Genomic DNA, 23,414 nt, shown 5'->3' with positions numbered 1-23,414 from the left:
GAGTTTTTTCGTATTTTTGCACCATAATTGCATAAAATACGTAGAAATGAGTAGTTTTAACATTAAAAACGACCTAACTTGGCGTGATTTTCTCATTCGTTTGGGTCTGATCATCATAACTGTTGCCATCATCGTATGGATGATGCCACGCAGCAGTCAGCACAATTTCAAGATCGAAAAAGGCCGACCTTGGATATATACCGACCTGAAAGCGCCATTCGACTTCCCCATCTACAAGAGTGACGAAGCCGTGAGGGCCGAGCGCGACAGCATCATGAAGCAATACGAGCCGTATTACATCATGAACAGCGAGATTGTGGGCAAACAGGTACGCCAGTTCTCGAAAGACTACTCAAACGGCATCCCCGGACTGCATAACGATTACATCAGCATTATCTCAAACCGTCTGCACCGTCTGTATGAGCAGGGTATCATGAGCAATTCCGAGTATGCCAAAATCAGTAAGGACACCTCTCGATTTGTACGTATCGTCAGCGGTAAGAACGCCACCAGCTCACAAATCAGCCATGTATACTCGGTGGTATCAGCCTACGAACAACTATTTCAGGATCAGACACTTGCCAAGCATCGCGAGGTGCTGCAGAAATGCAACCTGAATGATTATATCACTCCCAACCTCACCTACGACAAGGAACGTAGTGAGGCCAGCTTGAACGACCTGCAGAACAGTATTCCACTGGCCAGCGGACTGGTACAGCGAGGTGAGAAGATTATCGACCGTGGTGATATCGTTGACGGCAAGACCTACAATAAACTGCTATCGTTCCAGAAGGAGATGGAGCGCCAGAATGTGGACCAGGAGAAGATTCGTCTGAACATCATGGGCCAGTTGCTGTACACAGCCATCCTGATTACTTGCTTTACCATCTTCCTTACCCTGTTCAGAAAAGATTACTTTGAGAAAGTACGATCTACCACCATGTTGTATGCACTCATCGTGCTGTTTACGATTATTGCATCCGCAATGGTAGAACATAGTGTGCTGCACGTTTACATCGTTCCGTTTGCCATGGTGCCTATCTTCATCCGTGTGTTTATGGATTCGCGAACAGCCTTCATGGCTCATGCCACCATGGTGCTCACCTGCGCCTGCTTCCTGCAGTACCCGCTGGAGTTCGTGGCCGTTGAACTGGTAGCCGGATTGGTAGCCATCTTCTCGCTGCGCGAACTGTCCAGTCGCTCGCAGCTGTTCTGGACTGCCGTATCGGTTACGGTTGCAGGCATCCTGACCAACCTGGCACTCGACTGGATTCGCATCAACGACATATCAAAAATCAGTTATAGCGAATACAACTACCTGATTATCAACGGTGTACTACTATTCTGCTCATACCCCTTGCTCTATGTTATCGAGAAAGCATTCGGTTTTACATCCAACATTACGCTGATTGAGCTATCGGATATGAACAAGGCTGTACTGCGCAAGATGAGCGAGGTTGCCCCAGGCACCTTCCAGCACTCTATTCAGGTAGGTAACCTGGCTGCCGAGATTGCCAACAAGATTGGTGCCAAGAGTCAGTTGGTACGTACTGGTGCACTGTATCATGATATCGGTAAGATTGTTAATCCTATCTATTTCACAGAGAATCAGTCTGGCGTGAATCCACACGAGAAAATGAATCCGATAGACAGCGCCCAGATGATTATCAGTCATGTTACCGAGGGAACCAAACTGGCCGACAAGTACAACCTGCCCGATGTGATCAAGGAATTTATTACCACCCACCACGGACAGGGAAAAACCAAGTACTTCTACGTACAATATAAGAATGCTCACCCCAACGACGATGTCGACGACCTGCTGTTTACCTACCCAGGGCCTAATCCGTTTACTAAGGAGCAGGCCATCCTGATGATGGCCGACACCGTAGAAGCCGCCTCGCGCTCGCTGCCCGACTACACCGAAAAGTCGATTCGCGAACTGGTTAACAGACTGATTGATGCTCAGGTGGCCGAGGGTTACTTTAAGGAGTGCCCCATCACCTTCCGTGATATTGCCTATGCCAAAACCGTGCTGATAGAGAAGCTGAAGACCATCTATCACACCCGTTTGAGCTATCCTGAGCTGAAAAAGTAAATCCATTTATGCACAAAACCACCCAAAAGTGTGCAAAAACCTGCACACTTTTGCACATTTGTGCAGGTTTGTGTGCAATTTTCGTTAAACAACGTTAACTTTGTGTGCGTAAACATAAGATTTTGAAACATTCACTATACCTTTGCAGCCGATTTTGAAAAAAAGTGTTTAAATTATGAAAAAGATGAATGTCTTGCTGGCCAGCCTGATGCTGACAGCAGCTACAACAACAGCCACAGCTGGTGGCATCTTAACCAACACCAATCAGAGTATCGACTTTTTGCGCAATCCTGCGCGAGATGCAGCCATCGGTCTTGATGGAGTATACAGTAACCCCGCCGGTGTAGCCTTCATGCCCGAAGGTTTCCACCTCGGTTTCAACTGGCAGTATGCCCATCAAACCCGTACCATCGAGAGTACCAGTCCATTCTTTGCATTAGGAAGAAAGAACGGAGGTCAGACCACCAAGACTTTCGAAGGTGTGGCCGACGCCCCCTTCCTGCCCTCAATCCAGGCAGCCTACAACAAGGGCAACTGGAGTGTGCAGTTCAACTTCTCGGTTCCTGGGGGCGGCGGTGCCTGTGAGTTCCAGGACGGTCTGGGTTCGTTCGAGAGCGTAGTTGGTAACATCGCCAGCAGTTTCATGACGCTTGATGGCATGGCCACTCAGCTCAATGGTCTCACCTCACAGCTCACCCCCCTCTATGCCATGATGGGACAGGCTGCCCCCAACGCTATCAATACCTATGGTGTGAATGGCTATGACATGAACGGCTATATGCAGGGACGCCAGTATTACTTCGGTTTCCAGTTGGGTACGGCCTACAAGATTAATAAGAACCTCGCTGTTTACGGAGGTTTGCGCGTGCTCTATGGTACAGCCACTTATAAAGCCAAGATCAGCAACATCATGGTAGGCACACAGGGCGGCTATGTGGATTTTAGCAATTTCCTGCCCAATGTTCCTGCTCAGGCACAACAGAATGCTGCTGTGGCTCAGCAGCATCTGGCACTGCTCAGCAAGGTTGAACAGGCAGGCATGATGACCGATCAGCTCAAGCAGGCACAGGCATCGCTGACAGCTGGTTTGTCACAGCTTCAACAGAGCTCAGGTCAGTTGGCCACTCTGTCGAAATATGCCGAGGGTGTGAACCTGCTTTGCAACCAGTCGAGTGTAGGCATCGCTCCTATCGTCAGCGTTGACTATACGTTTGGCAATTTCAACTTTGCTGCCAAATACGAGTTCAAGACACAGATTCGCATGAAAAACGAATCAACGGTGAATGAAGCCAGCGAGATTGCTGCAGTCAACAAGTTCCGCGATGGCGAAGAGGTGAATGAAGATGTTCCTGCTCTGCTGACAGTAGGTGCCATGTGGAGCCCTGTTGAGGATATCCGTATTAACTTAGGCTATCACCATTATTTCGACAAAGACGCTTCATGGTATAACAATGCCCAGAAACTGCTCGACCACGACTCAAACGAGTATCTGGCAGGTGTAGAATGGGATCTGAGCGACAAACTCACCATCTCAGCAGGAGGTCAGGTAACACGCTATGGTCTTACTGATGACTACATGAACGATATGTCGTTTGTAACCAACAGCTACAGCTTCGGACTTGGTTTCAACTACAAGGCCAGCGACAAGATTACCTTGAAAGCTGCCTACTTCCAGACCAACTACGACGATTACAATCGTAACGACTATCCCCCACTCTCTGGTATGAGCGACTCGTTCACCCGTACCAACCGCGTACTGGGTATCGGCTGTGAGCTGAATCTCTAAAAAGAACGATTATTGCGGATCTACATCGAAGTAGATCTGGAGCGACGAATAGCGCTTGTCTTGTAGCATCTGCTGCTGGGCAAGCGCTAAATATTTACGAACGTCGGCCATACCGATGCCTGGTTCTAACTTAAGCACCAACTTACGAATAGAGAGCGACTTAACTTTAGCGATGGCAGGCTTGTCAGGACCTAACACACGGGCCGAGAACCACTGGCGCAATCTGCTACCCATCTCAATACCTGCCGACTCAACCACTGCATCCGAGCGGTGTTTCAGGTAAACATAGATTAAGCGATAATAAGGCGGATAATGGAAATGCTGGCGTTCGGCAATCAGCGAACGGTATAATCCGGCATAATCGTTCTGCACTACCTGTTGGATAACTGGCAGCGTAGGCGATTTGGTTTGTAGGATTACCAAACCCTGCTTGCCCTTGCGACCGGCACGACCTGCCACCTGAGCCATCATCATATAAGCCTGCTCGTAAGCACGGAAATCGGGATAGTTCAGCATGTTGTCGGCATTCAGAATGCCTACTACCGACACCTTATCAAAATCCAAGCCCTTGGATATCATCTGGGTACCTATCAACAGATTGGTACGCCCTGCCGAGAAATCGCTGATGATACGTTCGTAGGCATTACGGGTACGGGTGGTATCAAGGTCCATACGGGCAATACGGGCCTCAGGGAAGATATCACGCAACTGGTCTTCAATCTTCTCGGTGCCATATCCCTTGGTTATCAGATCATGCCCGCCACAGGCCGGGCACTCAGTGGGTACCTGGTAGGTGTAGCCGCAGTAGTGACAGGTAAGCTGATTCATGTTGCGATGCAACGTCAGCGACACATCACAATGCTGACAATGGGGCACCCAGCCACATTGCTTACACTCTATCATGGGTGCATAGCCACGACGGTTCTGGAAGTAAATCACCTGCTCGCCTCGCTCCAATGCCTCGCGGGTCTTCGCCAACAACAAAGGTGAGAACGCACCGTTCATCATCTTACGATGCTGCAGGTCCTTGATATCCACCACCTGGATATCAGGCAGCTGAATACCTTTATAACGTTGGAAAAGCTCTACCAAACCATACTTACCTGTTTTGGCATTATGGTAGGTCTCGAGCGATGGTGTGGCAGTACCCAATAACGTTTTGGCGCCATACATCTGTGCCAGCATGATAGCTGCCGAACGGGCATGATAACGCGGTGCAGGGTCCTGCTGTTTATACGAGGTTACATGCTCCTCATCCACAATAATCAGTCCTAAGTTCTGGAAAGGCAGCAGCACGGCACTGCGCGCACCCAGAATCACATCATAGGAATGCTTCGAAAGCTGTTTCTGCCATATTTCCACACGCTCGGCATCCGAGTATTTACTGTGATAGATGCCCAGGCGATTACCAAACACTCGCTGCAGGCGTTGCATCATCTGCACGGTAAGCGCTATTTCGGGCAACAGATAGAGCACCTGCTGATGCTTATCCAATGCCTGCTGTATCAGGTGGATATAAATCTCGGTTTTACCGCTCGAGGTAACACCATGCAGCAGCGTCACGTTTTTCTGCAGAAACGAGAACTGTATCTGGTTAAACGCTTCCTGCTGTACATCGCTCAGCGGTTTGATATGTTCAGGATGCGGATCGCCACCAAAATTCAATCGCCCCACCTCTTTATCATAAGTTTCCAACACACCTCGCTGCACCAAGGCGTTTACCGACTGCAAGGTGTGTCCCTGGTTAATCAACTCGTCGCGGGTTATCTCGAACTGTTCTTCGGTCTGTCCTAACTGGTCCCAACCCGAGAGTTCCAGATAATCCAGGAAAGCCTTGAGCTGCTTGGGAGCACGCTGCAGCATATCAATAGCCACGTGCAGGGCCTGCTCGCTGCGGAACTTAGGCGACAGCTGGATGTAGAGTTCGGTACGTGGACGATAACCATCCTCGGCTTTCAGTCCCGATGGGAGTGCTGCCTTATACACCTCGCCAATGGGCGACATATAGTAGTCGGCTATCCACTGCCACAGCTTCAGCTGGTTATCGGTAATGATAGGTGTGGCATCCATCACCTGGCTGATGGGCTTCACCTGATAATCTTTCGGTTTTTCATGGTGCAATCGGGCCACAATACCCAAGTAGGTTTTGCTACGCCCGAAAGTTACCAGTACGCGCATACCAATACCTACGCTCATGCCATCAGGCACGGCGTAGGTAAAAAGTCCTGTTAACGGAACAGGTAATATGATATCCGCGTAACTCACCCCTTAGAAGAAGTAAGCAACCGAAAGCTGCCAAGCATTAGCCTTGGTTTTGCCAGTAACAAGATTAGCAACAGTTGATGTAGTCGAACTGAGAACGTTTGTTTCACCAGTTGTTCCAAGCGCAATGTTATAGTTGGCCGATACCTGCAGATGATTCAACAGCATCAAACCTACACCCACGTTAGCACTCAGATTTGAATCCTTCAAACGCCACTCCAGGGCATTATCAACGATATTGGCCGACTTGTCACCAATATTAAAGCCGAACTGAGGACCAGCAAAGATATAGAGGCTGGCGGTGTTACCCAGACCAAAGCCATAACGCAGGTTGATGGGGATCTGGATTGACTGCTGCTTCAGCTTATCCTCAGAACCTTCGATCTTAGCCGAACGCTGATCGTACAAGGCCGATGCATCAATGCCAAGACCTACCACTGGGAGCGTAAAATTAAGAGTCGGACCGATAAAGAAACCTGTCTGATTCGACTTGTCAACGACCGAATTGTCAAACTTCATATTAGTCAGGTTAAGGCCACCCTTAACACCAAACTTCACCTGTGCCTGAGCAGCAACAGTCATTGTTGCCAGCAGCACTACTAAAGTAAAAAATTTCTTCATAACTTATACCAATTATTAATGTTATTGAATCATTCCACGGCGCAAAGTTACGAAAAAAGTTGGAATCGAAAAGGGAATAACCGTTTTTTTTCGATTATTCCCTTGTATTTTGACTAGTTAGTGACGCTGTCGACGTACCGACACGCGGGCACCACTGTTGCTACTGCCACTCGATTTCTCGGTCTTGGCACTCTTCTGCTTAGCCACCTTTACGCCCTTGGTTGCGGCGGGTTTGTTCTTGGCAGCCTTCACCTTCTTATCGGCCTTGGTATCCTTCAAAGCAGCTATGCTATCCAATGAGTCGCGCTTGGCAGGATCGCCAAAAATCGTTTTCTTAAAACCTTCCAGTTCAGCTTCGATACGTTTCTGTTCGGCAGTCATCTTAGCCTCATCGCCACCGCACAACTGCAGCAGTGTTTTACCCTGTGCATTGTTGGTTTTATAGATTTTGCCACGATACATATTGAGCGTAAAGAAGTCGTCCATCGATACGGTAGCGGCATTGTTCATACTGCTGGCCATCACTGTCTGACGGTTCAGGTAGGGTTCCAAGTCACTGTATTTCACCCAGAACAAGGGGTACTGCGTTGCCTCGCCACCAAACTCGTCCATCATAATGGGACACAAGGCCTGCACCTTGATATGGAACGAAGAGTTGGCCTGATCGTAATAGGCACTCTCCTTCAGATAGAACTTCTTCACCATCGCCGAAGGGATATCGCTGTTATCCACACGTATCTTACCATCCTTTTCCTCGTAATAAATGTGGTAGTTATCCAGTAGGGCCTTCATATCGGCCTTGGTGGCATCGGTAAACACATCACTGCCATCGGTAGGATACTCATACACGGGGATATAGCCGTTAAGTGCCAATTTGAAGATATAGGTAAACAAGTTCAACTGTTTGCCCTGAGGCTCCACAGGATAGTAGAGTCCGCCATTGGCATCGTCTTCCAACGAAATCTCACGATAGATATCGCGACGCCACACCACCTCTTCGGGCATCTCTACAGCTGTGGGGAATGATATCTGTGCGCGCATCGACATAGCCGAAGATGCTGAATTCTGCTTGGCTTGCTGCTGAGTCTGCTGCTCGGCACGGCGCTGTGGTGGCTGAGCCACTGCTGCACTCACCATCAGCACGAGGGTTGATATGAACAATAATCTCTTCATACTATCTTATACCTTATTTATTTTACAATCACTTCCATGGGGTTAGTCAGGGTGCGGGTTAATCCATCGGGACCGGTTACCGTTACCCTCGAAATATAGAATCGGCGATTACGAGCCAGCTTGCGGAAGGTATCCTTCTGACGAGCCGAAAACTGTGCACCATCCGATGCCATCGGCACGGCGTTACCCATATTGTCGAAGAACACCGTTTCGAAGCTCTGCACACGGAATGCAATATCCAGTATGCCATCGTCGATAGCAGCACCCAGATGTTCTACAGCCACCAGCTGTCCCTTGCTCAAGGCTCCACCCTTGTATCGGGCGGGATTGCCATGCTCATCCTTCATCGCTATATAAGGTGTAGGATCGGGCAATTTCCTGACACGGAAGGTGTACTGCCCCATCTGCTGGGCATGACCGGTATTGGTGCTGGTAACGGTAATCACAGCGTTCTGTCCTATCTTTGCTGGACGTGCAATGTACTTGCCAGGCCCCACGCTCTGCAACGTACCATTGGTCATCGAGGCCTGAATCTTATTCAGCGGCACACCTGGCACACTGATGCTGATGGGGTTGGCATAACCTGCATAAAGCATGTTCATCAGGTCGGCCGATACAGTAGCGCTGGGCTCAACTACGGTGTAGTCCTGTGTAAACTCACGGCGTATGCGGTCGCCATTACCATTCACCATCTCCATATAGCCCTTCAGCGTAAAGTCGCCAGTCTTGCCACACACGGTTTCGTACAGTCCGTTCTGAAGGTTTACCTTCTGTCCGCCGATAAAGATATCGGGTACCTGGGTGGTATCAACAGCAGCCATCACGATACGGGCCGAGAAACGGTCGCCACGAACAATCGTTTTTGAGTTGGGAATCACAAAGGCATCCAACAGGTTTACACGAACATCCTTCACGTCGATGTTCTGTACCAGAGTATGCAGAACCTCGCCCTCGGCATAGCGCACATCACTCTGCAGTTTCGACAGCAGCGTAACGGCAGCCGCAGCGGGCATCGACTCAAACATATATTCGGCCCAGTTCTTACCCATAGCACGCTTGGGCACCTGGGTAGTAAGATTGCTGGCTATAATCTGTCGCTGTTTCTCATCAGTTACCATCGTCAGCATACGCTCACGGAAACTGTTGATAGCCTTGTACAGTTTCTGTCCCTGTCCGTTGGTAGGCGAGAGCATCACGTAGTTAGCAGGCTCCTGATCCTCCTTATTGCGGATATTAGTGACATCGCCATCCTTGCCATCGGCCTCAACCACGATGGCCTGCTTCAGACTGGCAGCAAAGTTATACAACGAGTCGCTCATCTGGCGCACCTGCTGGGCTTTGTCGTACCACTCGCGGGTTTTCTGCGGGTTAGCTTTCAGCTGCTGCTCAAAGGTTTTGTAGATGGCCAGGTTCTCCTTGGCGGAGTTACCTGTAGTGCGGTTCAGACTTTCCTCCACAATCGAAAAACCGTTGAGCACCTCGTTCGAAACGTTAAGTGCCAACATCGCCATCAGGACAACGTACATCAGGTTAATCATCCTCTGACGTGGAGAAACGGGTCTTTTCTTGATTGCCATAGTCGTTATGCGTTCATCTTAGCCGTCATTGCCTCAATCATACGGCTATAAATCTTATTCAGTTCTGCTATCTGGGCGGCCATCTTCTTGGTTTGTTCGTTAATATCATCGATCGTACCAATCTGGGCGCTGGCACTCTTCAACTGCATCTCGTAAACCTTGCAGATGCCAGTTAGCGTGCGGTTCAGGTTCTCCATCTCCTCAGAGTCGTGAGCCAGCTTCTCGTTCTGGGCCGATACCTTCGAGAGGGTCTCAGTCAGATGCTTCAGTTCCTCTACGTAGGTAGATGTAGCAGCATCCAGCTCGGGATGAGCCGAAACAGATATCGGCTGGACTGCAACTGCCGACTGAACAGCTGCCGGCTGGGCGCTGGGTGTCGACGGTGAATTGGTCGATGAGCCTGTGTAGCTGCCACCATTACCATTAATGATGATGGTTCCACCATTGCCACCTACTACAGTTGCGCTGCCGCCTTTACTTGCAACGGGCGCTTCACCATTCACGTTCACGTGGGTATCCAGCACCATACCATCGGTAGTCTTGTCGAACGGACGATCGAAGGCCGAAAGGAAAAAAACCAGCACCTCGGTACCCATACCAAGGAACAAGAAGAAATCGGCGCCCTTCAGGTGGGTAAGCTTAAACAGCGTACCTAAGATAACGATTGCTGCGCCCCACGAGTAGGCGTAGTTCAGGAACGTCTGTCCTGGCACACTGTCCATCCACTTCTGCAAGCGGTAAATTACATTATATTTGCTGTATATCGTCATAACTATTGCGTATTTAGTGTTTACTTTCTCTTACCTTTTGTGCTTTTGGCGCGCTCGCTGGTTGAATTGGCCAGACTGCGCACACAGCGGAATCCAATATACGAACGGGGCTGGTTCTGATACTCAGCTGTACGCCAGGCCGAACGAATATACGACTCGGGATCCTTCCACGAACCACCACGCACACTCTTACGCTTCAGGCGATAGGGATCCTCCTGAGCAGCGTTGTACTTCAGTGTGGGGTTGATATCGTTCATTGCCTCAACACCTGCCTCGGTATAGATGGTGCTGGTCCACTCGGCCACATTACCTGCCATATCGTAAAGTCCATTCGAGTTGGCCGAATAGATGCCCACCCTACTGGTAATCAGATTGCCATCCTTGGTATAGTTGCCATTATCGGGCTTAAAGTTGGCATAAAAACAACCCTTGCCACTGGCCACATCTTCGTTATCCCATGGGAACTCGTTCTGATCCTTGCCACGGGCGGCATACTCCCACTCTGCCTCGGTTGGCAAGCGGTAACGCTGCACATAACGGGCTGCGGGACCTAAGCCTTTCAGCAGATACTCAGTACGCCAGGCACAGTAAGCATTGGCCTGCTCCCAGGTAACACCCACCACGGGGTAATCGTTGTAAGCGGGATTCGAGAAATAGTAACGCAGATACATCTCGTTATCAGCATTGGGGAAATCGTTTACCCAGCACGTGGTGTCGGGGAATACGTTTACGATATAGGTATTCAGGAAATCCCACGGTCCCGAAAGCGGACGATTGATACTCTCGCGGACAATACGCCCCTCGTCATCCACATAGGCTGTATCTTTCGATATCCACACCTGCTCGTCGGGATCAACTGTCAGGTCGGTATTCAGGTTGCGCTCCTGGGGGTTCAGTCGGTTACGACGCAGGGCTGCGGCGGTATAGTCGTACACCTCGTAGCGGTAGTTAAGCTGTCGGAAATCCAGCATTTTATCGCCTGTTACGGGATTGGTTACGTACATGGCATCGATAATCTCCTGCTCATCTTCGCTGGGGCGGCGTGGCAGTGGTTTCTTCCAATTCAGTACGGTCGAAATCTCGTTACCTTCACGGTCGGTCTTTACCGTCTTGTAGGTTTCGTCAATCTCTGAAAGACGCTCGCGCAGGATAGAGTCGCGTACATAATTCACAAACTGGCGATACTTCGAGTTGGTAACCTCGGTCTCGTCCATCCAGAATCCATCTACCGAGATATCGCGTACGGGTGTTTTCTTACCCCACAGCGAATCCTGGTTCTCAATACCCATTTTCACATGGCCACGCTTAACCAGCACCATACCGTAGGGCGTAGGTTCGGTAAAAGCCCTGCCACTGGTACCTGTCACCTCACCGCCATTGGCTGTCATCAGCTTACCGCCAAAACAGCTAGTAAGCATCAGTGCCGCAACGGTGCATAGTCCTATCAGTTTCTTCATATATATATCTTATTTACTATAGTAATCTTACGCTCTTATGCAGATTTCTGCCCTTTTTATACAGATTCAACTCTGTCTCGTAGCCCACAAACAGTTCATGACTGCCGTTACCCACGTTAATGGCGCTGGTATAGCACTCGTAGCTGTAGCCCAGATGTATGCCGTGCCATCGGCCACCTACCAGCACCGTTACTGAGTTGGTAGGACTATACGAAAGGCCTGCGTACAACATCTTTTTATCGTGTTCGTACCTTACGCGCCCTGTTACATCGGCCCGCCAGGCCACCCCATCGGTGCGTCCTAACACAGAGGTCTGTATTTTAAAAAACGGATGATTTAGCTGAATATTGTATCCTGCGGTAAAATAATATGTTGCATCAATACTCAGTTCGCTGGTTTCGCCCAATGCTACCACCGGGTTGTTCAAGTGCAGAACCGATGCTCCCATGTACCAGTTAAGTGCCTGATAATAGATGCCTGCCGACACATCAAGTCCCGAACCGTTTATCGACGAGCTCGATAGTATGGGGTCACTGCCATCCTCGGGCATTTCAGCCTTGCTGCCATCAAACGTCTCGCCCAGCATACCCAACTGCACACCTACGCTCAACTTGCCTTTCACCACCCGTCGCTGGTAGGCATACTGCACAGCCAGACGTTTGTGCGAGAACAATCCGATATCATCGTTCAGCAGCTGAACACCAACGCCATGATAGGTACCCAAGCCATACAGTTGCATATCGGCAGCCGCATACATGGTTTTAGGGTTGTGCTCAAAGCCTGCCAGCTGCAGCCCATAGGCCCCAGTCACATTCAGCTTAGCCTCCTTACCCACAGCTGCAGGGTTAAACGACGGCTCCATTGCCCAGTAATGAGCAAAGGAAACATCGTATTGCGCCCGCACCGTTGCAGCCACAATCCACAGCCCTACTATTGCGATAATGATACGTTTCACATATTATAAAACGTATTTCCGCGCTGTTTATTGTGTTTGGAGGCGTTTAACATTTTTAAGTGATAAATAACCGATAATTAACCTCGCAATTGGGCGAAAAGCAGTATTTTTGCAACCGACTTATTTTATTTAACACAAAAATTAAAAACTTAGTATGCAAAAGAAACTTACTACCTTATTAGGTATGGCATTAGCCGTTACCTGTGCCTTTGCACAAACAGAACTGTTTAAACCCTACAAACAAACAGCGCTCCGACTCCCTGCAGTACCCATTGTGGTTAACGATCCCTATTTTTCAATCTGGTCGCCCTACGACAAGTTAACCGAAGGCAACACACGTCTTTGGACAGGCGACGAGAAACCTTTGGAAGGATTGCTTCGTGTAGATGGCACCACCTATCGCTTTATGGGCGACAAGGAGCATAAGGTGCTGAAGGCGCTCGCCCCCATGAGCGACGAAGCAGCCTGGGAGGGTCAGTACACCGAGAACAAGCAGACTGATGGCTGGCAGAAGCCCGACCTCAAGGCCAATGGCTGGCAGACTGGCCGCGCAGCATTTGGTAATGCCGGCGACAACATCCACACTGGTTGGAGCAAGGAACATAGTGATATCTATATCCGTCGTGAGATTAACCTGACAGCCGAGGATTTGAAAGGCGACCTCTATGCCTTGTACTCACACGATGATGCCTGCGAGTTGTATATCAACGGCACACAGGTGGCAACAGGTCGTATGGATGCCGTATTCAATGAGTCGGTACACCTGAATGCCCAGCAGAAGCAGCTGCTGCACGAGGGACGCAACGTGATGGCTCTGCACGTATACAATAATGCGGGCGGTGCCTATGCCGACTTTGGATTGTATGCCAACATCGGTATCGAGGCAACCTCGGTTAAGACGGCTGTACAGAAGAGCGTCGACGTGATGGCCACTTCAACCTACTACACATTTACCTGCGGTCCGGTAGCATTGGATGTGGTGTTCACATCGCCTATGCTGATTGATGATCTCGACCTGCTCTCTACCCCCGTTTCGTATGTTTCGTATCAGGTAAAGAGCTTAGACCGCAAGAAGCACGACGTGCAGTTTGCATTGTTGGCAAGTCCACAGATTGCAACCAACAAGCCTCATCAGCCCACAGAGTCGACAGTGGTTTCAGTGAATGGTGTGAAGTATCTTAAGACAGGTACTATCGATCAGCCCATCCTGGCCAAGAAAGGCGATGGCATCGGCATAGATTGGGGTTATCTGTATGTAGCCGACTTCAACGGCAAGGTATCACTCGACAGCTACAACAACATTATCAACGGCTTTATGGCCAAGGGCGACCTGAACTGCGGTCAGCAGCTGGTGCGTGCTTACAAGCAAAACGACACCCCAGTACTGGCCTATGTTCATAACTTTGGTAAGGTTGACCAACAGCCACAGGCATCGTTCTCGCTGATTGGCTACGACGAGGTTGAGGATATCGAGTATATGTACCAGCGCTACAAGGCCTACTGGGCACATGGTGGCAAGGTGGATATCTTCGACGCTTTCAATAAGCTGAACCGTAATTACAAGAGCATTATGGAGCGTTGCCGCGCCATGGATAAGCAGATTTACGACGATGCCCTGAAGGTAGGTAATGCGCACTATGCCGAGATTCTCTCTGGCTCTTATCGCCACGTGCTGGCAGCACATAAGCTGTTCGAGGACAACGAGGGACATCTGCTGTACTTCTCGAAGGAGAACAACTCTAACGGTTGCGTAAACACCGTGGATCTTACCTATCCTTCGGCACCACTCTTCCTGGCTTACAACCCTGAGTTGCAGAAAGCCATGATGACCAGTATTTTTGAGTATAGTCGCTCTGGTCGCTGGACCAAGCCCTTTGCTGCTCACGACCTGGGCACCTACCCCATTGCCAACGGACAGGTATATGGTGGCGACATGCCTATCGAAGAGGCAGGTAACATGCTGACTCTGGCTGCACAGCTCTGCATCCAGGATGGTAACATCGATTACGTAAAGCCTTACTGGGACATTCTTACCCAGTGGACCGACTATCTGGTAGAGAACGGACAGGACCCATCGAACCAGTTGTGTACCGACGACTTTGCTGGCCACTGGCCACACAACTGTAACCTTTCGGTTAAAGCTATCATGGGCGTAGCAGGCTATGCGCTGATGGCCCGCATGAAAGGCGATGCCGCTACATCCGAGCGCTATATGAACCGTGCCCGCCAGATGGCCAAGAAATGGGAGGCCGATGCTCGTGAGGGCGATCACTACAAGTTGGCATTCGACCGCCAGAACACTTGGAGTCAGAAGTACAATATGATCTGGGACAAACTGTGGAACACCAACCTGTTTGGCGATGAGGTGATGCAGCGCGAGGTAAGCTACTACCTGAAGCAGCAGAACACCTACGGTCTGCCACTCGACATCCGTAAGGACTATACTAAGACCGACTGGATTATGTGGAGTGCAGCGATGGCCAACGATAAGGATACCTTCCTGAAGTTTGTGGAACCTATCTACAAATATATAGACGAGACGCAGTCGCGCGTGCCTATCAGCGACTGGCACGAGACAAAGACCGGAATGATGGTTGGGTTCAAAGCTCGCTCGGTTATTGGTGGTTATTGGATGAGATTGTTAGTTAAGTAATATTGTTGTTATGAAAAAGAATCTGAGAAAGAGTCTTTTGGCTGTGGCACTGCTCCTTGGGGGCAGTGCTGTGGCAGCCACCGCACCTGTTGATTATGTCAACACGCTGGTAGGCACACAATCAAACCACGCACTCTCAACTGGCAATACCTACCCTGCTATCGCACTCCCCTGGGGCATGAATTTCTGGATGCCTCAGACTGGAAAGATGGGCGACGGATGGGCTTATACCTACGACGCAAGTAAGATTCGCGGATTGAAGCAGACCCATCAGCCTTCGCCCTGGATAAACGACTACGGACAGTTTGCCATCCTTCCCACTGTTGGCACCGTGTTCGATGAGGACAAGCGTGCCTCCTGGTTCTCGCATAAGGCCGAAACGGCCCGTCCGTATTACTATAAGGTGTATCTGGCTGATTACGACATCACAGCCGAGGTAACACCCACTGAACGTGCCGCTGTGATGCGATTCACTTACCCCGACTCCAAAGAGTCACGCATCGTAGTGGATGCTTTTGATAAGGGTTCGATGGTACGCATTATCGACGATTGCCACATTGAGGGTTATACCACCAAGAATAGTGGCGGCGTACCTGAGAACTTTAAGAACTATTTTGTGATTGAGAGCGACAAGCCGTTCACATTCCTCTCTACAGTAGCAGATGGCAAGATACAGGCCGACAAACGCGATTTTGAAGGTAATCATGCCGGTGCAGTAGTAGGATTCCAAACGGTTCGTGGCGAGACTGTAACCTTGCGTATAGCCTCATCGTTCATCAGCGCCGAGCAGGCCCGACAGAACCTGAAAGAGGTTAGCAATCGCTCGTTCGACACCGTATGCAATGACGGTCGCCAGCGTTGGAACACCATCCTTAGTAGACTGGAGGTTGAAGACAACAATGTTGATCACTTGCGCACCTTCTATTCTTGTTTGTATCGTTCGGTTCTATTCCCCCGTATGTTCCACGAGGTAAACAAGGCTGGCGAGATTGTACACTACAGTCCTTTCGACGGACAGGTGCACAGCGGACGTCTGTTCACCGATACTGGTTTCTGGGATACCTTCCGTTCGCTCTTTCCACTGCTCAACCTGGTATATCCTGAGATGAGCCAGCAGATGCAGGAGGGATTGGTGAACACCTATAAGGAGAGTGGATTCCTACCAGAGTGGGCCAGTCCTGGTCATCGCGGCTGCATGGTGGGCAACAACTCAGCCGCGGTGGTGGCCGATGCCTATCTGAAAGGCATGCGCGGCTACGATGTGGAGACACTCTGGCAGGCTGTAAAGCACGGTGCCAATGCTGTTCATCCTCAGGTATCAAGCACAGGCCGACTGGGATTTGAATATTATAACCGTCTGGGCTATGTGCCTTATAATGTTGGTATCAAAGAAAATGTGGCACGCACCTTAGAATATGCATACGACGACTGGTGTATCTATCGTTTAGGACAGGCACTCGGAAAATCTAAGAAAGAACTGAAACCTTATAAGGAGCGTGCCTTGAACTACCAGAACGTGTTCGACAAGGAAACCCGATTGATGCGTGGCAGAAATGAGGATGGTACCTTCCAGAGTCCCTTTAATCCACTGAAGTGGGGCGACGCCTTTACCGAGGGTAACTCATGGCACTACACCTGGTCGGTTTTCCACGATCCTGCAGGATTGATTCGTCTGATGGGAGGTAAGGAGAACTTTGTAGCTATGCTCGACTCCGTATTTAACCTGCCACCTGTTTTCGACGAGAGCTATTATCGTGCAGTGATTCACGAGATTCGCGAGATGCAGATCATGAATATGGGTAACTATGCCCATGGTAACCAGCCCATCCAGCACATGATTTATCTGTACGACTGGGCAGGACAGCCTTGGAAGGCTCAGTACTGGGTGCGTCAGGTGATGGACCGCATGTATCAGGCCGCACCTGATGGCTACTGCGGCGATGAGGACAACGGACAGACTTCGGCCTGGTATGTGTTCTCAGCTCTCGGTTTCTATCCCGTTTGTCCGGGTTCAGGGCAGTATGCACTGGGCACACCTTACTTTAATAAGATAACCCTGCATCTGGCCAACGGCAAAACACTGGTTATCAATGCCGACAGTAACAGCACAGAAAACTGCTACGTAAGCGAGATGAGCGTGAATGGTGCTGCTTATGATAAGAACTATCTGGAGCACACCGACCTGCTGAAGGGTGGCCGTATCGATTATCGTATGTCGTCAAAGCCCAATCAGCAACGAGGCACTAACGAGAACAGTCTCCCCTACTCGTTCTCAAATAACAGCCTAATTGTTAAATAGATATAATTCCTTGCAAAAACTTGGTACTTTGTTATACAAGGTACTAAGTTTTTGCTTATCTTTGCCGCAGAAATCTTTTAAAACGGTAAAGATATGAACATTGAAAATGCAAAGTCGCAAATGCGTAAAGGCATGCTCGAGTATTGTGTACTGCTACTCTTGAAGCATCGCCCATCGTATGCCAGCGACATTATCCAACAACTAAAAAACGCCGAGCTACTGGTGGTTGAGGGCACACTCTACCCACTATTAACCCGACTTAAGAACGATGGTTTGCTGCAGTACGAATGGCAGGAGTCAACCCAAGGACCGCCTCGTAAGTATTACGCCCTGAGCAAAGAGGGTGAAAAGTTTCTCGAAGGGTTGGATGCAGCCTGGCAGGAACTCTCTAACACCATTAATTATCTAAAGAATGTAACCCCCAAGTTATTGGAAGTAAAGGATTGAAGAATTGAAAGATTAAAGTTATGAAAAAGAATATTACCATCAACCTGTGTGGGCGTCTGTTTCAGATAGACGAGGATGCCTACGAGCTGCTGCAGCAGTACATTAACTCGCTCCGTTCATCGTTTGGAAAACAGGAGGGCGGCGACGAGATTGTGGACGACATCGAGACCCGCATCGCCGAACTCTTCGACGAACTACGCCTGCAAGGCATCGAGGCCATCACCATCGAGCATGTTAAGGAAATCATCACCCGTATCGGCAAGCCCGAAGAGCTTACTGGCGAGGATGGCGAGAAGCAACAAGAAGGCAACGGCACCAACTGGGAAGAGCAGGCCCGTTCGGCTGGTCAGAAGATTTATGAGAATGTACGTGCACGTACAGCTGGCAAAAAACTGTATCGCAACCCCAAGGATAAGATGCTGGCAGGCGTACTGTCTGGTATTGCTGTATATACCAATACCGACCCTGTTATCTGGCGATTCCTGATGATATTGTTTACCTTCTGCTATGGTGTGGGTATCTTTATCTATCTTGTGTTGGCACTCGTTATTCCCGAAGCCAGAACTCCCGAGCAGTTGTTGCAGATGGAAGGCAAGGATATAACGCCGCAGAACCTGGCCGATGTAGTGGTTGAGGGCGAAAAGCAGCACGTACAGCGCCCCGGTTTTATGCGTCTGTTGTTCATCATCCTCATGAAGATGGTTATAGCCTTTGTCGTTATCATTTCAATCGTCGTGTGCATTGCCCTGTCGCTCGGATTCTTCGGCGTGCTCATTGCCACGGTCAGTGCGATGGTGCTTCCACTAAACAGTACCCTACCGTTCAGCCTCGGAGCTATGGGACTGGAAGGCGCATGGGTTAGCAACCCCAAGATGCTTATCATCTTTGTAATCGCCCTGTTCCTGGTATTGCTTCTGCCCATCTATGCCATTATCCACATGGTGCTCTCACTCACAGGCAAGATCCGCCCTATGGGTGTTATTCAGCGCATCGTAAACATCGTGCTTTGGGTTATCGCCGTATGCATCGCAGTGCCCTTAGGTATCACCATAGCCAATTATCATTACGACTATTACCAGGAGCGTTACCAAATCGATTCTACTACCACCTATCAGGGTGTAAAAATGGATGAGAATGATGCCGATTTCCTGCGACGTGGCAGCTGGAATCTGGTAAAGGCCAAGAACTGCGATCATTATACGTATTATGCTATGGATAGCCAGGGGTATAATAACGCGCGTTTTTTGGATGTGTTTAACGATCGTTGCGAGGAGATATTCCAAGCCGAGCGTAAGGAAAAGGTTGAACCAGGCATTTACCAGCTTACATGCTACGCCCGCGCCGAGGGGCCTGGCACCTTTATCTATGCCATGGGTAAAGAGAAACATCTACAAACCATCCCTGTAAACAATAACCCAGAAGACGAAATGGGTTGGAAGCCCATCACCATCGATAGCATAGTAGTAGCTGGCGATTCGATAGCCTACGGCATGTCGTCTGATGCGGTATTCACTGGCGAAACCTGCCGCGCAAAATGGTTCTCGGCCATGGACTTTGTACTTACCCGCACAGCCGACCTGCCAAATACAAAGAAATAATCGTGGTCACAAACAAAAAAAGAGAGCTGATGTTTGTCAGCTCTCTTTTTTGTATTTAATAAACCTCTAACTCGTAGATACGAGAGGCAGAATCCTGCCCCTGTGTAGGAGCTATCACAAAAAGTCGCAAGTAACGCACGCTGGTTGCAGTGAAGCTGCGATCGGTGTAGTTGTTGCGATTGCCTTCGAACATATCCAGCGTTTGCCACTCTTCGGTATCGCTATTACGGCCCTGCAGCAGACAGGTACGGGTGATATAAGCCGACTGCTCACAAGCAGCACTCAGCACACGCCAACGGGTGATAGTGGTAGGCTTGCCAAAATCGAATACAACATAGTTTGGAGCAGCCTGGGCATCGCACCACTTGGTATCAGGGTCGCCATCCATCAGCATGGCTGCGCTTTCGCTATTATTCACCTCGCCTGAGGTGGCGATAACCTTAGCATCGCGCAACAAGTTCACCTGGGGCTGGGTAGCAGCAGCTGTGGTTTGTGCATTGGGCAGGATAGATGTTTGGAACAATGGGGCTGCAGCAGTGCCATCGTTGGCATCATTAGCTACAGTAGCAGCAAACACTACCACATGCTCGTCAGCAGGCAACTGAACCTCGCGAACGCCCTTAGGCAGATCGATGCGTACACGGAACATATAGGTGAACTCATAAGGCTCGTCGCCGGCTCCTGAGTGGCGGTGACTGCCCACCCATGCCACCTCGGCATCCTTGAGATAACCAACGGTCTGACCATCGTGTCCCCACTGGCCAATAAAGCCTGTGTAGTAGGGCACACCTACGGTTTGCTGTTTGCCAGCAACGGTGAAGGTGGCCTGACGGTCGTCGTTGTCCGAAGCTACCAGCAGATACAAGTGACGGTAGTCCTTATCAGTGGGAAGCTGCAAGGTCTGACCCTTACAGGTCAAGCCATTGGCAGCATCTTTCTCGCCAAAGGTGAAGGGGATATCGCCCACGGTGATACCTTCGTCGGGCAGCAGTTCGGCTGCATAGCTGTTACCACCCTCGAAGTTGCCCGAGGTGCGGAACTCGTTGAAACTGAAACAGTGGCGGTCGAAATCGAGTGCCACCGACTGGGCATCGACAGCGGCAGACTTCTGACCTGCCAGCTGAACCTTATAGGTCTTGACGCTGTAAGGCTTGATATCTACCAGCAGCTGGGTGCCATCGGTCTTGGCATCGGTCAAGGTGCGTTCTGTACCATCGGCCTCAACAGCCTTCACAATAGCAGCAGGGAAGCTGATGCGAGCCTGCTGCGCTCCCTTACCACTCATCTCATACACACGAATCACATACTCATTGCTCACCTCGGCACGCTTCAGGGCACGAACAACAACATTTTTATTATCAGAATTTACAAACGAGAACTGACGGCCTAACTGACCTGCATGGCGGTCGGCATGGAAAGTACGAAGCGGACTGTTGAGACGGTCGGCCTGGCGAACAGCCTCAACAGCATCAAGCTCACCCTGATGACCTACCAGACTATAAGTGAACACATGATGACCGAAGTCCTGACGGGCCTGATAAGCATAGCTACGACCGGGCTTTGGCGAATAGAGCAGCGACAGGCGCAGGGTGTTGTCGGCGGGTTTATCCCAACCGTAGCGCGAATCGTTGAGCAATGTCACACCATAGTCGCCCTTGCGGTCGGTCAGGTCGGTCCACTCGTGGGCATACACCTCGAAACTGTTATCGCGGTTGTTACCACGGCGCACGCTACCCAAACCGATATCGTAGGTAGCCTCAGCATTAGCTACACTAAGTGGGAACTCAGCCTTAAGCAGGGCATTGAGCGAACGCCAGTCTACCTCGTTCTCAAAGTCGATACGATCGGCCTGTGCACCCTCGTACAGATGGATGCGCTGGATGATGTCGCTCTCGCCATATTTCTTCTTAATCACCAGTGTCTGGCGCAGAGTGCCTGGCTCAACAGAGATCTGTACACCATCGTGAACAGGCAGTGGAGCCTTGTCGAGTGTACGCTTCAGGATTTCCCAAGCAGGCCATCTCTCTGAACGGCAGTCGTCAAACACCACCAGGCGCAGACTTTTTCCGTTAGCCACCAGCTGGCGGTTATTCTTTTTATCGATGAGGGATACTACATCACCAAAATCATCTACGGTGAGCTGATAACGCGACGACTGGATGGTGCGACCTGCAGCGGCAGCACCCATCTTCTTATTGCCAGCAGCCTTAACACCATATACAGCCATACCAGTAGCAGGTACATCGGCATCGAACAGCAGCACGCGCTTACCATCGCGCTCTACTACCTGCGAAGCCACACTACGACCATTAGCATCGGTTACACGGTAATCGCGGTTATCATTCAGTTCCACCTGTGCGATGGCACGGACGGGTGTCGTCTCATTGTTATAAACCACAACAGGCTGACCAGAAACACGTGTATCCATCTGACGGGCGATGCCAGAAACGCTGTGTGTCAGCACATCAGAGAACTTCTTGAGTGCCAGCAGCTCGTCGTTCCACGAGAACTCGTAGGCACGGGGAATGCTGGTACCAGTCAGGTCATCGTGGAACTGATGCCAGATGACGCGCTTCCACGTATCGGTCATCACATCAGCTGGATAGCTGGCAGCGCCCAGCCAGTCGGCCATCACTGCTGTACGTTCAGCCGCATCACCCAGGTGTTCGTTCTGACGGTTATACAGTTTCATGGCAGCCTGCGAAGTATAGCAGCCGTTGCCATGAACGTCCATAGGCAACTCACCGTTGAATACTGGCAGTTCAGGGTGCTTGTCGTAAGGCAGATAATCTTTGTAGATCTGATCGCTGGTAGCACTCACAATCTTAATCGGACCGCTACCTTTGATACCTTTCTCGATAGCACGCACTGAAGCGATGGTGGGCGAACCACCGATATCGCCAGTACCATAGTAATGATAGGCCTGACCAAGCGGACTCTCACCGATCTCGCGCAGCAACTGTTGGTTCTGCGACAGGTCTTCGTCGTTGTATCGCTGACTGTAGTTAAAACCGTGGGTCATCATGATGCGACTGCCATCGATACCCTGCCACAGGCCAATGGTGTAAGGATAACGCTTGCCACCCTCGTAGAAGGGATTGGTACGCCACACCAGTTTCTGCGACGAGAAACCAATCAAGCCGCAGTGAGCTGCCAGTGTGGGCAGCGTGTAACCAAAACCAAAGCAGTCGGGCAAGAACACATCGGTACTCTCTGTATTGAACTCCTGACGGTAGAACGTCTGACCCAGCAAGATGTTACGCAACCACGATTCGGGCGAGCAGATTATCACCTCGTTGGCATCCCAGCCGCTACCGGTCAGGTGCCAGCGGCCATTGGCCACATAGTGTTTCAACTCGGCAAACTGCATCGGATAGTACTCCTTCATCCAGCTGTACTTCACAGCACCCTCAAAATTAAAGATGTAACTTGGATACTTTTTCAAAAGCATCAAGTTCTGGTCGATGGTACTCTTCACGTAATCGCGAATAGTGGTTTGCACGTCCCAGTTCCACTGGGTGTCAAGATGGGCATCGGCTACCATGTAGGCTTTCTTCACGGTCTGCGCCATAGCTCCCGACGAGAGCAGCGCAGCCACAGCCACCGATAAAAATTTTTTAGAATTTTTCTTAATCATAGAATGTTTATTAATGGGTTGGTGCCGCAAAAGTAGCCAATTATACCTAAACCGGAGTTCTCATTTCTGCCTTTTTTGTAG

14 protein-coding genes are annotated in these 23,414 nt (G+C 50.1%); 6 read left to right on the top strand and 8 right to left on the bottom strand.

The genetic code is table 11. The features are described from left to right. Positions 1 to 46: 46 nt before the first annotated feature. Together BLR73_RS11160 and BLR73_RS11155 are read left to right on the top strand one after the other, a co-directional pair. Positions 47 to 2,098: an HD family phosphohydrolase gene (locus tag BLR73_RS11160; protein WP_091862087.1), complete on the top strand. Its 2,052-nt coding sequence runs from the start codon at positions 47 to 49 to the stop codon at positions 2,096 to 2,098. Between the two features lie 175 nt (positions 2,099 to 2,273). Beyond that, positions 2,274 to 3,884 (top strand): TonB-dependent receptor, encoded by a 1,611-nt coding sequence (locus tag BLR73_RS11155; protein ID WP_091862084.1) that lies wholly within the window; start codon positions 2,274 to 2,276, stop codon positions 3,882 to 3,884. A 9-nt stretch (positions 3,885 to 3,893) separates the two neighbouring features. Here BLR73_RS11155 and priA read toward each other — a convergent pair whose 3' ends face one another. The 7 genes from priA to BLR73_RS11120 form a co-directional block, all read right to left on the bottom strand. Beyond that, the gene (priA, locus tag BLR73_RS11150; RefSeq protein ID WP_091862081.1) at positions 3,894 to 6,149 is read right to left on the bottom strand and encodes a replication restart helicase PriA; all 2,256 of its coding nucleotides are present in this window, start codon (positions 6,147 to 6,149) and stop codon (positions 3,894 to 3,896) included. A gap of 3 nt (positions 6,150 to 6,152) precedes the next feature. Then, entirely contained in the window at positions 6,153 to 6,767 is a 615-nt protein-coding gene (locus BLR73_RS11145) for a porin family protein (protein ID WP_091862078.1), read from the bottom strand. A 117-nt stretch (positions 6,768 to 6,884) separates the two neighbouring features. Further along, a complete protein-coding gene (gene gldN / locus BLR73_RS11140) occupies positions 6,885 to 7,940 on the bottom strand; it encodes a type IX secretion system ring subunit PorN/GldN (RefSeq protein WP_091862075.1) in 1,056 nt (351 codons plus the stop codon). Between the two features lie 17 nt (positions 7,941 to 7,957). Further along, positions 7,958 to 9,517 (bottom strand): type IX secretion system motor protein PorM/GldM, encoded by a 1,560-nt coding sequence (gldM, locus tag BLR73_RS11135; RefSeq protein WP_091862072.1) that lies wholly within the window; start codon positions 9,515 to 9,517, stop codon positions 7,958 to 7,960. 5 nt (positions 9,518 to 9,522) lie between these two features. After that, positions 9,523 to 10,287 carry a type IX secretion system motor protein PorL/GldL gene (gene gldL, locus BLR73_RS11130; RefSeq protein ID WP_091862070.1) on the bottom strand — a complete coding sequence of 255 codons (765 nt, stop codon included), beginning with the start codon at positions 10,285 to 10,287 and terminating at the stop codon, positions 9,523 to 9,525. 20 nt (positions 10,288 to 10,307) lie between these two features. Further along, positions 10,308 to 11,744, bottom strand: a complete 1,437-nt coding sequence (locus BLR73_RS11125) for a T9SS ring complex lipoprotein PorK/GldK (RefSeq protein ID WP_013063609.1) — start codon at positions 11,742 to 11,744, stop codon at positions 10,308 to 10,310. Between the two features lie 16 nt (positions 11,745 to 11,760). Further along, a complete protein-coding gene (locus BLR73_RS11120) occupies positions 11,761 to 12,699 on the bottom strand; it encodes a PorP/SprF family type IX secretion system membrane protein (protein ID WP_091862066.1) in 939 nt (312 codons plus the stop codon). A gap of 154 nt (positions 12,700 to 12,853) precedes the next feature. Here BLR73_RS11120 and BLR73_RS11115 point away from each other — a divergent pair, with 154 nt between their 5' ends. The 4 genes from BLR73_RS11115 to BLR73_RS11100 all read left to right on the top strand — a co-directional run bounded on the left by BLR73_RS11115 (position 12,854) and on the right by BLR73_RS11100 (position 19,696). Next, positions 12,854 to 15,352, top strand: a complete 2,499-nt coding sequence (locus BLR73_RS11115) for a glutaminase family protein (RefSeq protein ID WP_091862063.1) — start codon at positions 12,854 to 12,856, stop codon at positions 15,350 to 15,352. Positions 15,353 to 15,374: 22 nt separating this feature from the next. After that, positions 15,375 to 17,651: a GH92 family glycosyl hydrolase gene (locus BLR73_RS11110; RefSeq protein WP_369821151.1), complete on the top strand. Its 2,277-nt coding sequence runs from the start codon at positions 15,375 to 15,377 to the stop codon at positions 17,649 to 17,651. A 93-nt stretch (positions 17,652 to 17,744) separates the two neighbouring features. Beyond that, positions 17,745 to 18,098: a PadR family transcriptional regulator gene (locus BLR73_RS11105; protein ID WP_013063228.1), complete on the top strand. Its 354-nt coding sequence runs from the start codon at positions 17,745 to 17,747 to the stop codon at positions 18,096 to 18,098. 20 nt (positions 18,099 to 18,118) lie between these two features. Next, a complete protein-coding gene (locus BLR73_RS11100; protein ID WP_091862061.1) occupies positions 18,119 to 19,696 on the top strand; it encodes a PspC domain-containing protein in 1,578 nt (525 codons plus the stop codon). A 55-nt stretch (positions 19,697 to 19,751) separates the two neighbouring features. Here the strand turns inward: BLR73_RS11100 and BLR73_RS11095 are convergent, their stop codons facing one another. Next, positions 19,752 to 23,333 carry a glycoside hydrolase family 38 N-terminal domain-containing protein gene (locus BLR73_RS11095; RefSeq protein WP_091862058.1) on the bottom strand — a complete coding sequence of 1,194 codons (3,582 nt, stop codon included), beginning with the start codon at positions 23,331 to 23,333 and terminating at the stop codon, positions 19,752 to 19,754. Between the last annotated feature and the right edge of the window lie 81 nt (positions 23,334 to 23,414).

This window comes from Prevotella sp. khp1, from assembly GCF_900102205.1.
Classification (GTDB): Bacteria; Bacteroidota; Bacteroidia; order Bacteroidales; family Bacteroidaceae; genus Prevotella; species Prevotella ruminicola.
Note: the sequence above shows the minus strand (reverse complement) of the source record. Positions and strands in the feature narration are given on the sequence as shown.

Excerpts from the sequence above, each read along its gene's own strand:
- BLR73_RS11160 (WP_091862087.1), top strand. The coding sequence starts at position 47 with ATGAGTAGTTTTAACATTAAAAACGACCTAACTTGGCGTGATTTTCTC.
- BLR73_RS11155 (WP_091862084.1), top strand. The coding sequence starts at position 2,274 with ATGAAAAAGATGAATGTCTTGCTGGCCAGCCTGATGCTGACAGCAGCT.
- BLR73_RS11145 (WP_091862078.1), bottom strand. The coding sequence starts at position 6,767 with ATGAAGAAATTTTTTACTTTAGTAGTGCTGCTGGCAACAATGACTGTT.
- gldN (WP_091862075.1), bottom strand. The coding sequence starts at position 7,940 with ATGAAGAGATTATTGTTCATATCAACCCTCGTGCTGATGGTGAGTGCA.
- gldM (WP_091862072.1), bottom strand. The coding sequence starts at position 9,517 with ATGGCAATCAAGAAAAGACCCGTTTCTCCACGTCAGAGGATGATTAAC.
- gldL (WP_091862070.1), bottom strand. The coding sequence starts at position 10,287 with ATGACGATATACAGCAAATATAATGTAATTTACCGCTTGCAGAAGTGG.
- BLR73_RS11125 (WP_013063609.1), bottom strand. The coding sequence starts at position 11,744 with ATGAAGAAACTGATAGGACTATGCACCGTTGCGGCACTGATGCTTACT.
- BLR73_RS11115 (WP_091862063.1), top strand. The coding sequence starts at position 12,854 with ATGCAAAAGAAACTTACTACCTTATTAGGTATGGCATTAGCCGTTACC.
- BLR73_RS11105 (WP_013063228.1), top strand. The coding sequence starts at position 17,745 with ATGAACATTGAAAATGCAAAGTCGCAAATGCGTAAAGGCATGCTCGAG.
- BLR73_RS11100 (WP_091862061.1), top strand. The coding sequence starts at position 18,119 with ATGAAAAAGAATATTACCATCAACCTGTGTGGGCGTCTGTTTCAGATA.
- BLR73_RS11095 (WP_091862058.1), bottom strand. The coding sequence starts at position 23,333 with ATGATTAAGAAAAATTCTAAAAAATTTTTATCGGTGGCTGTGGCTGCG.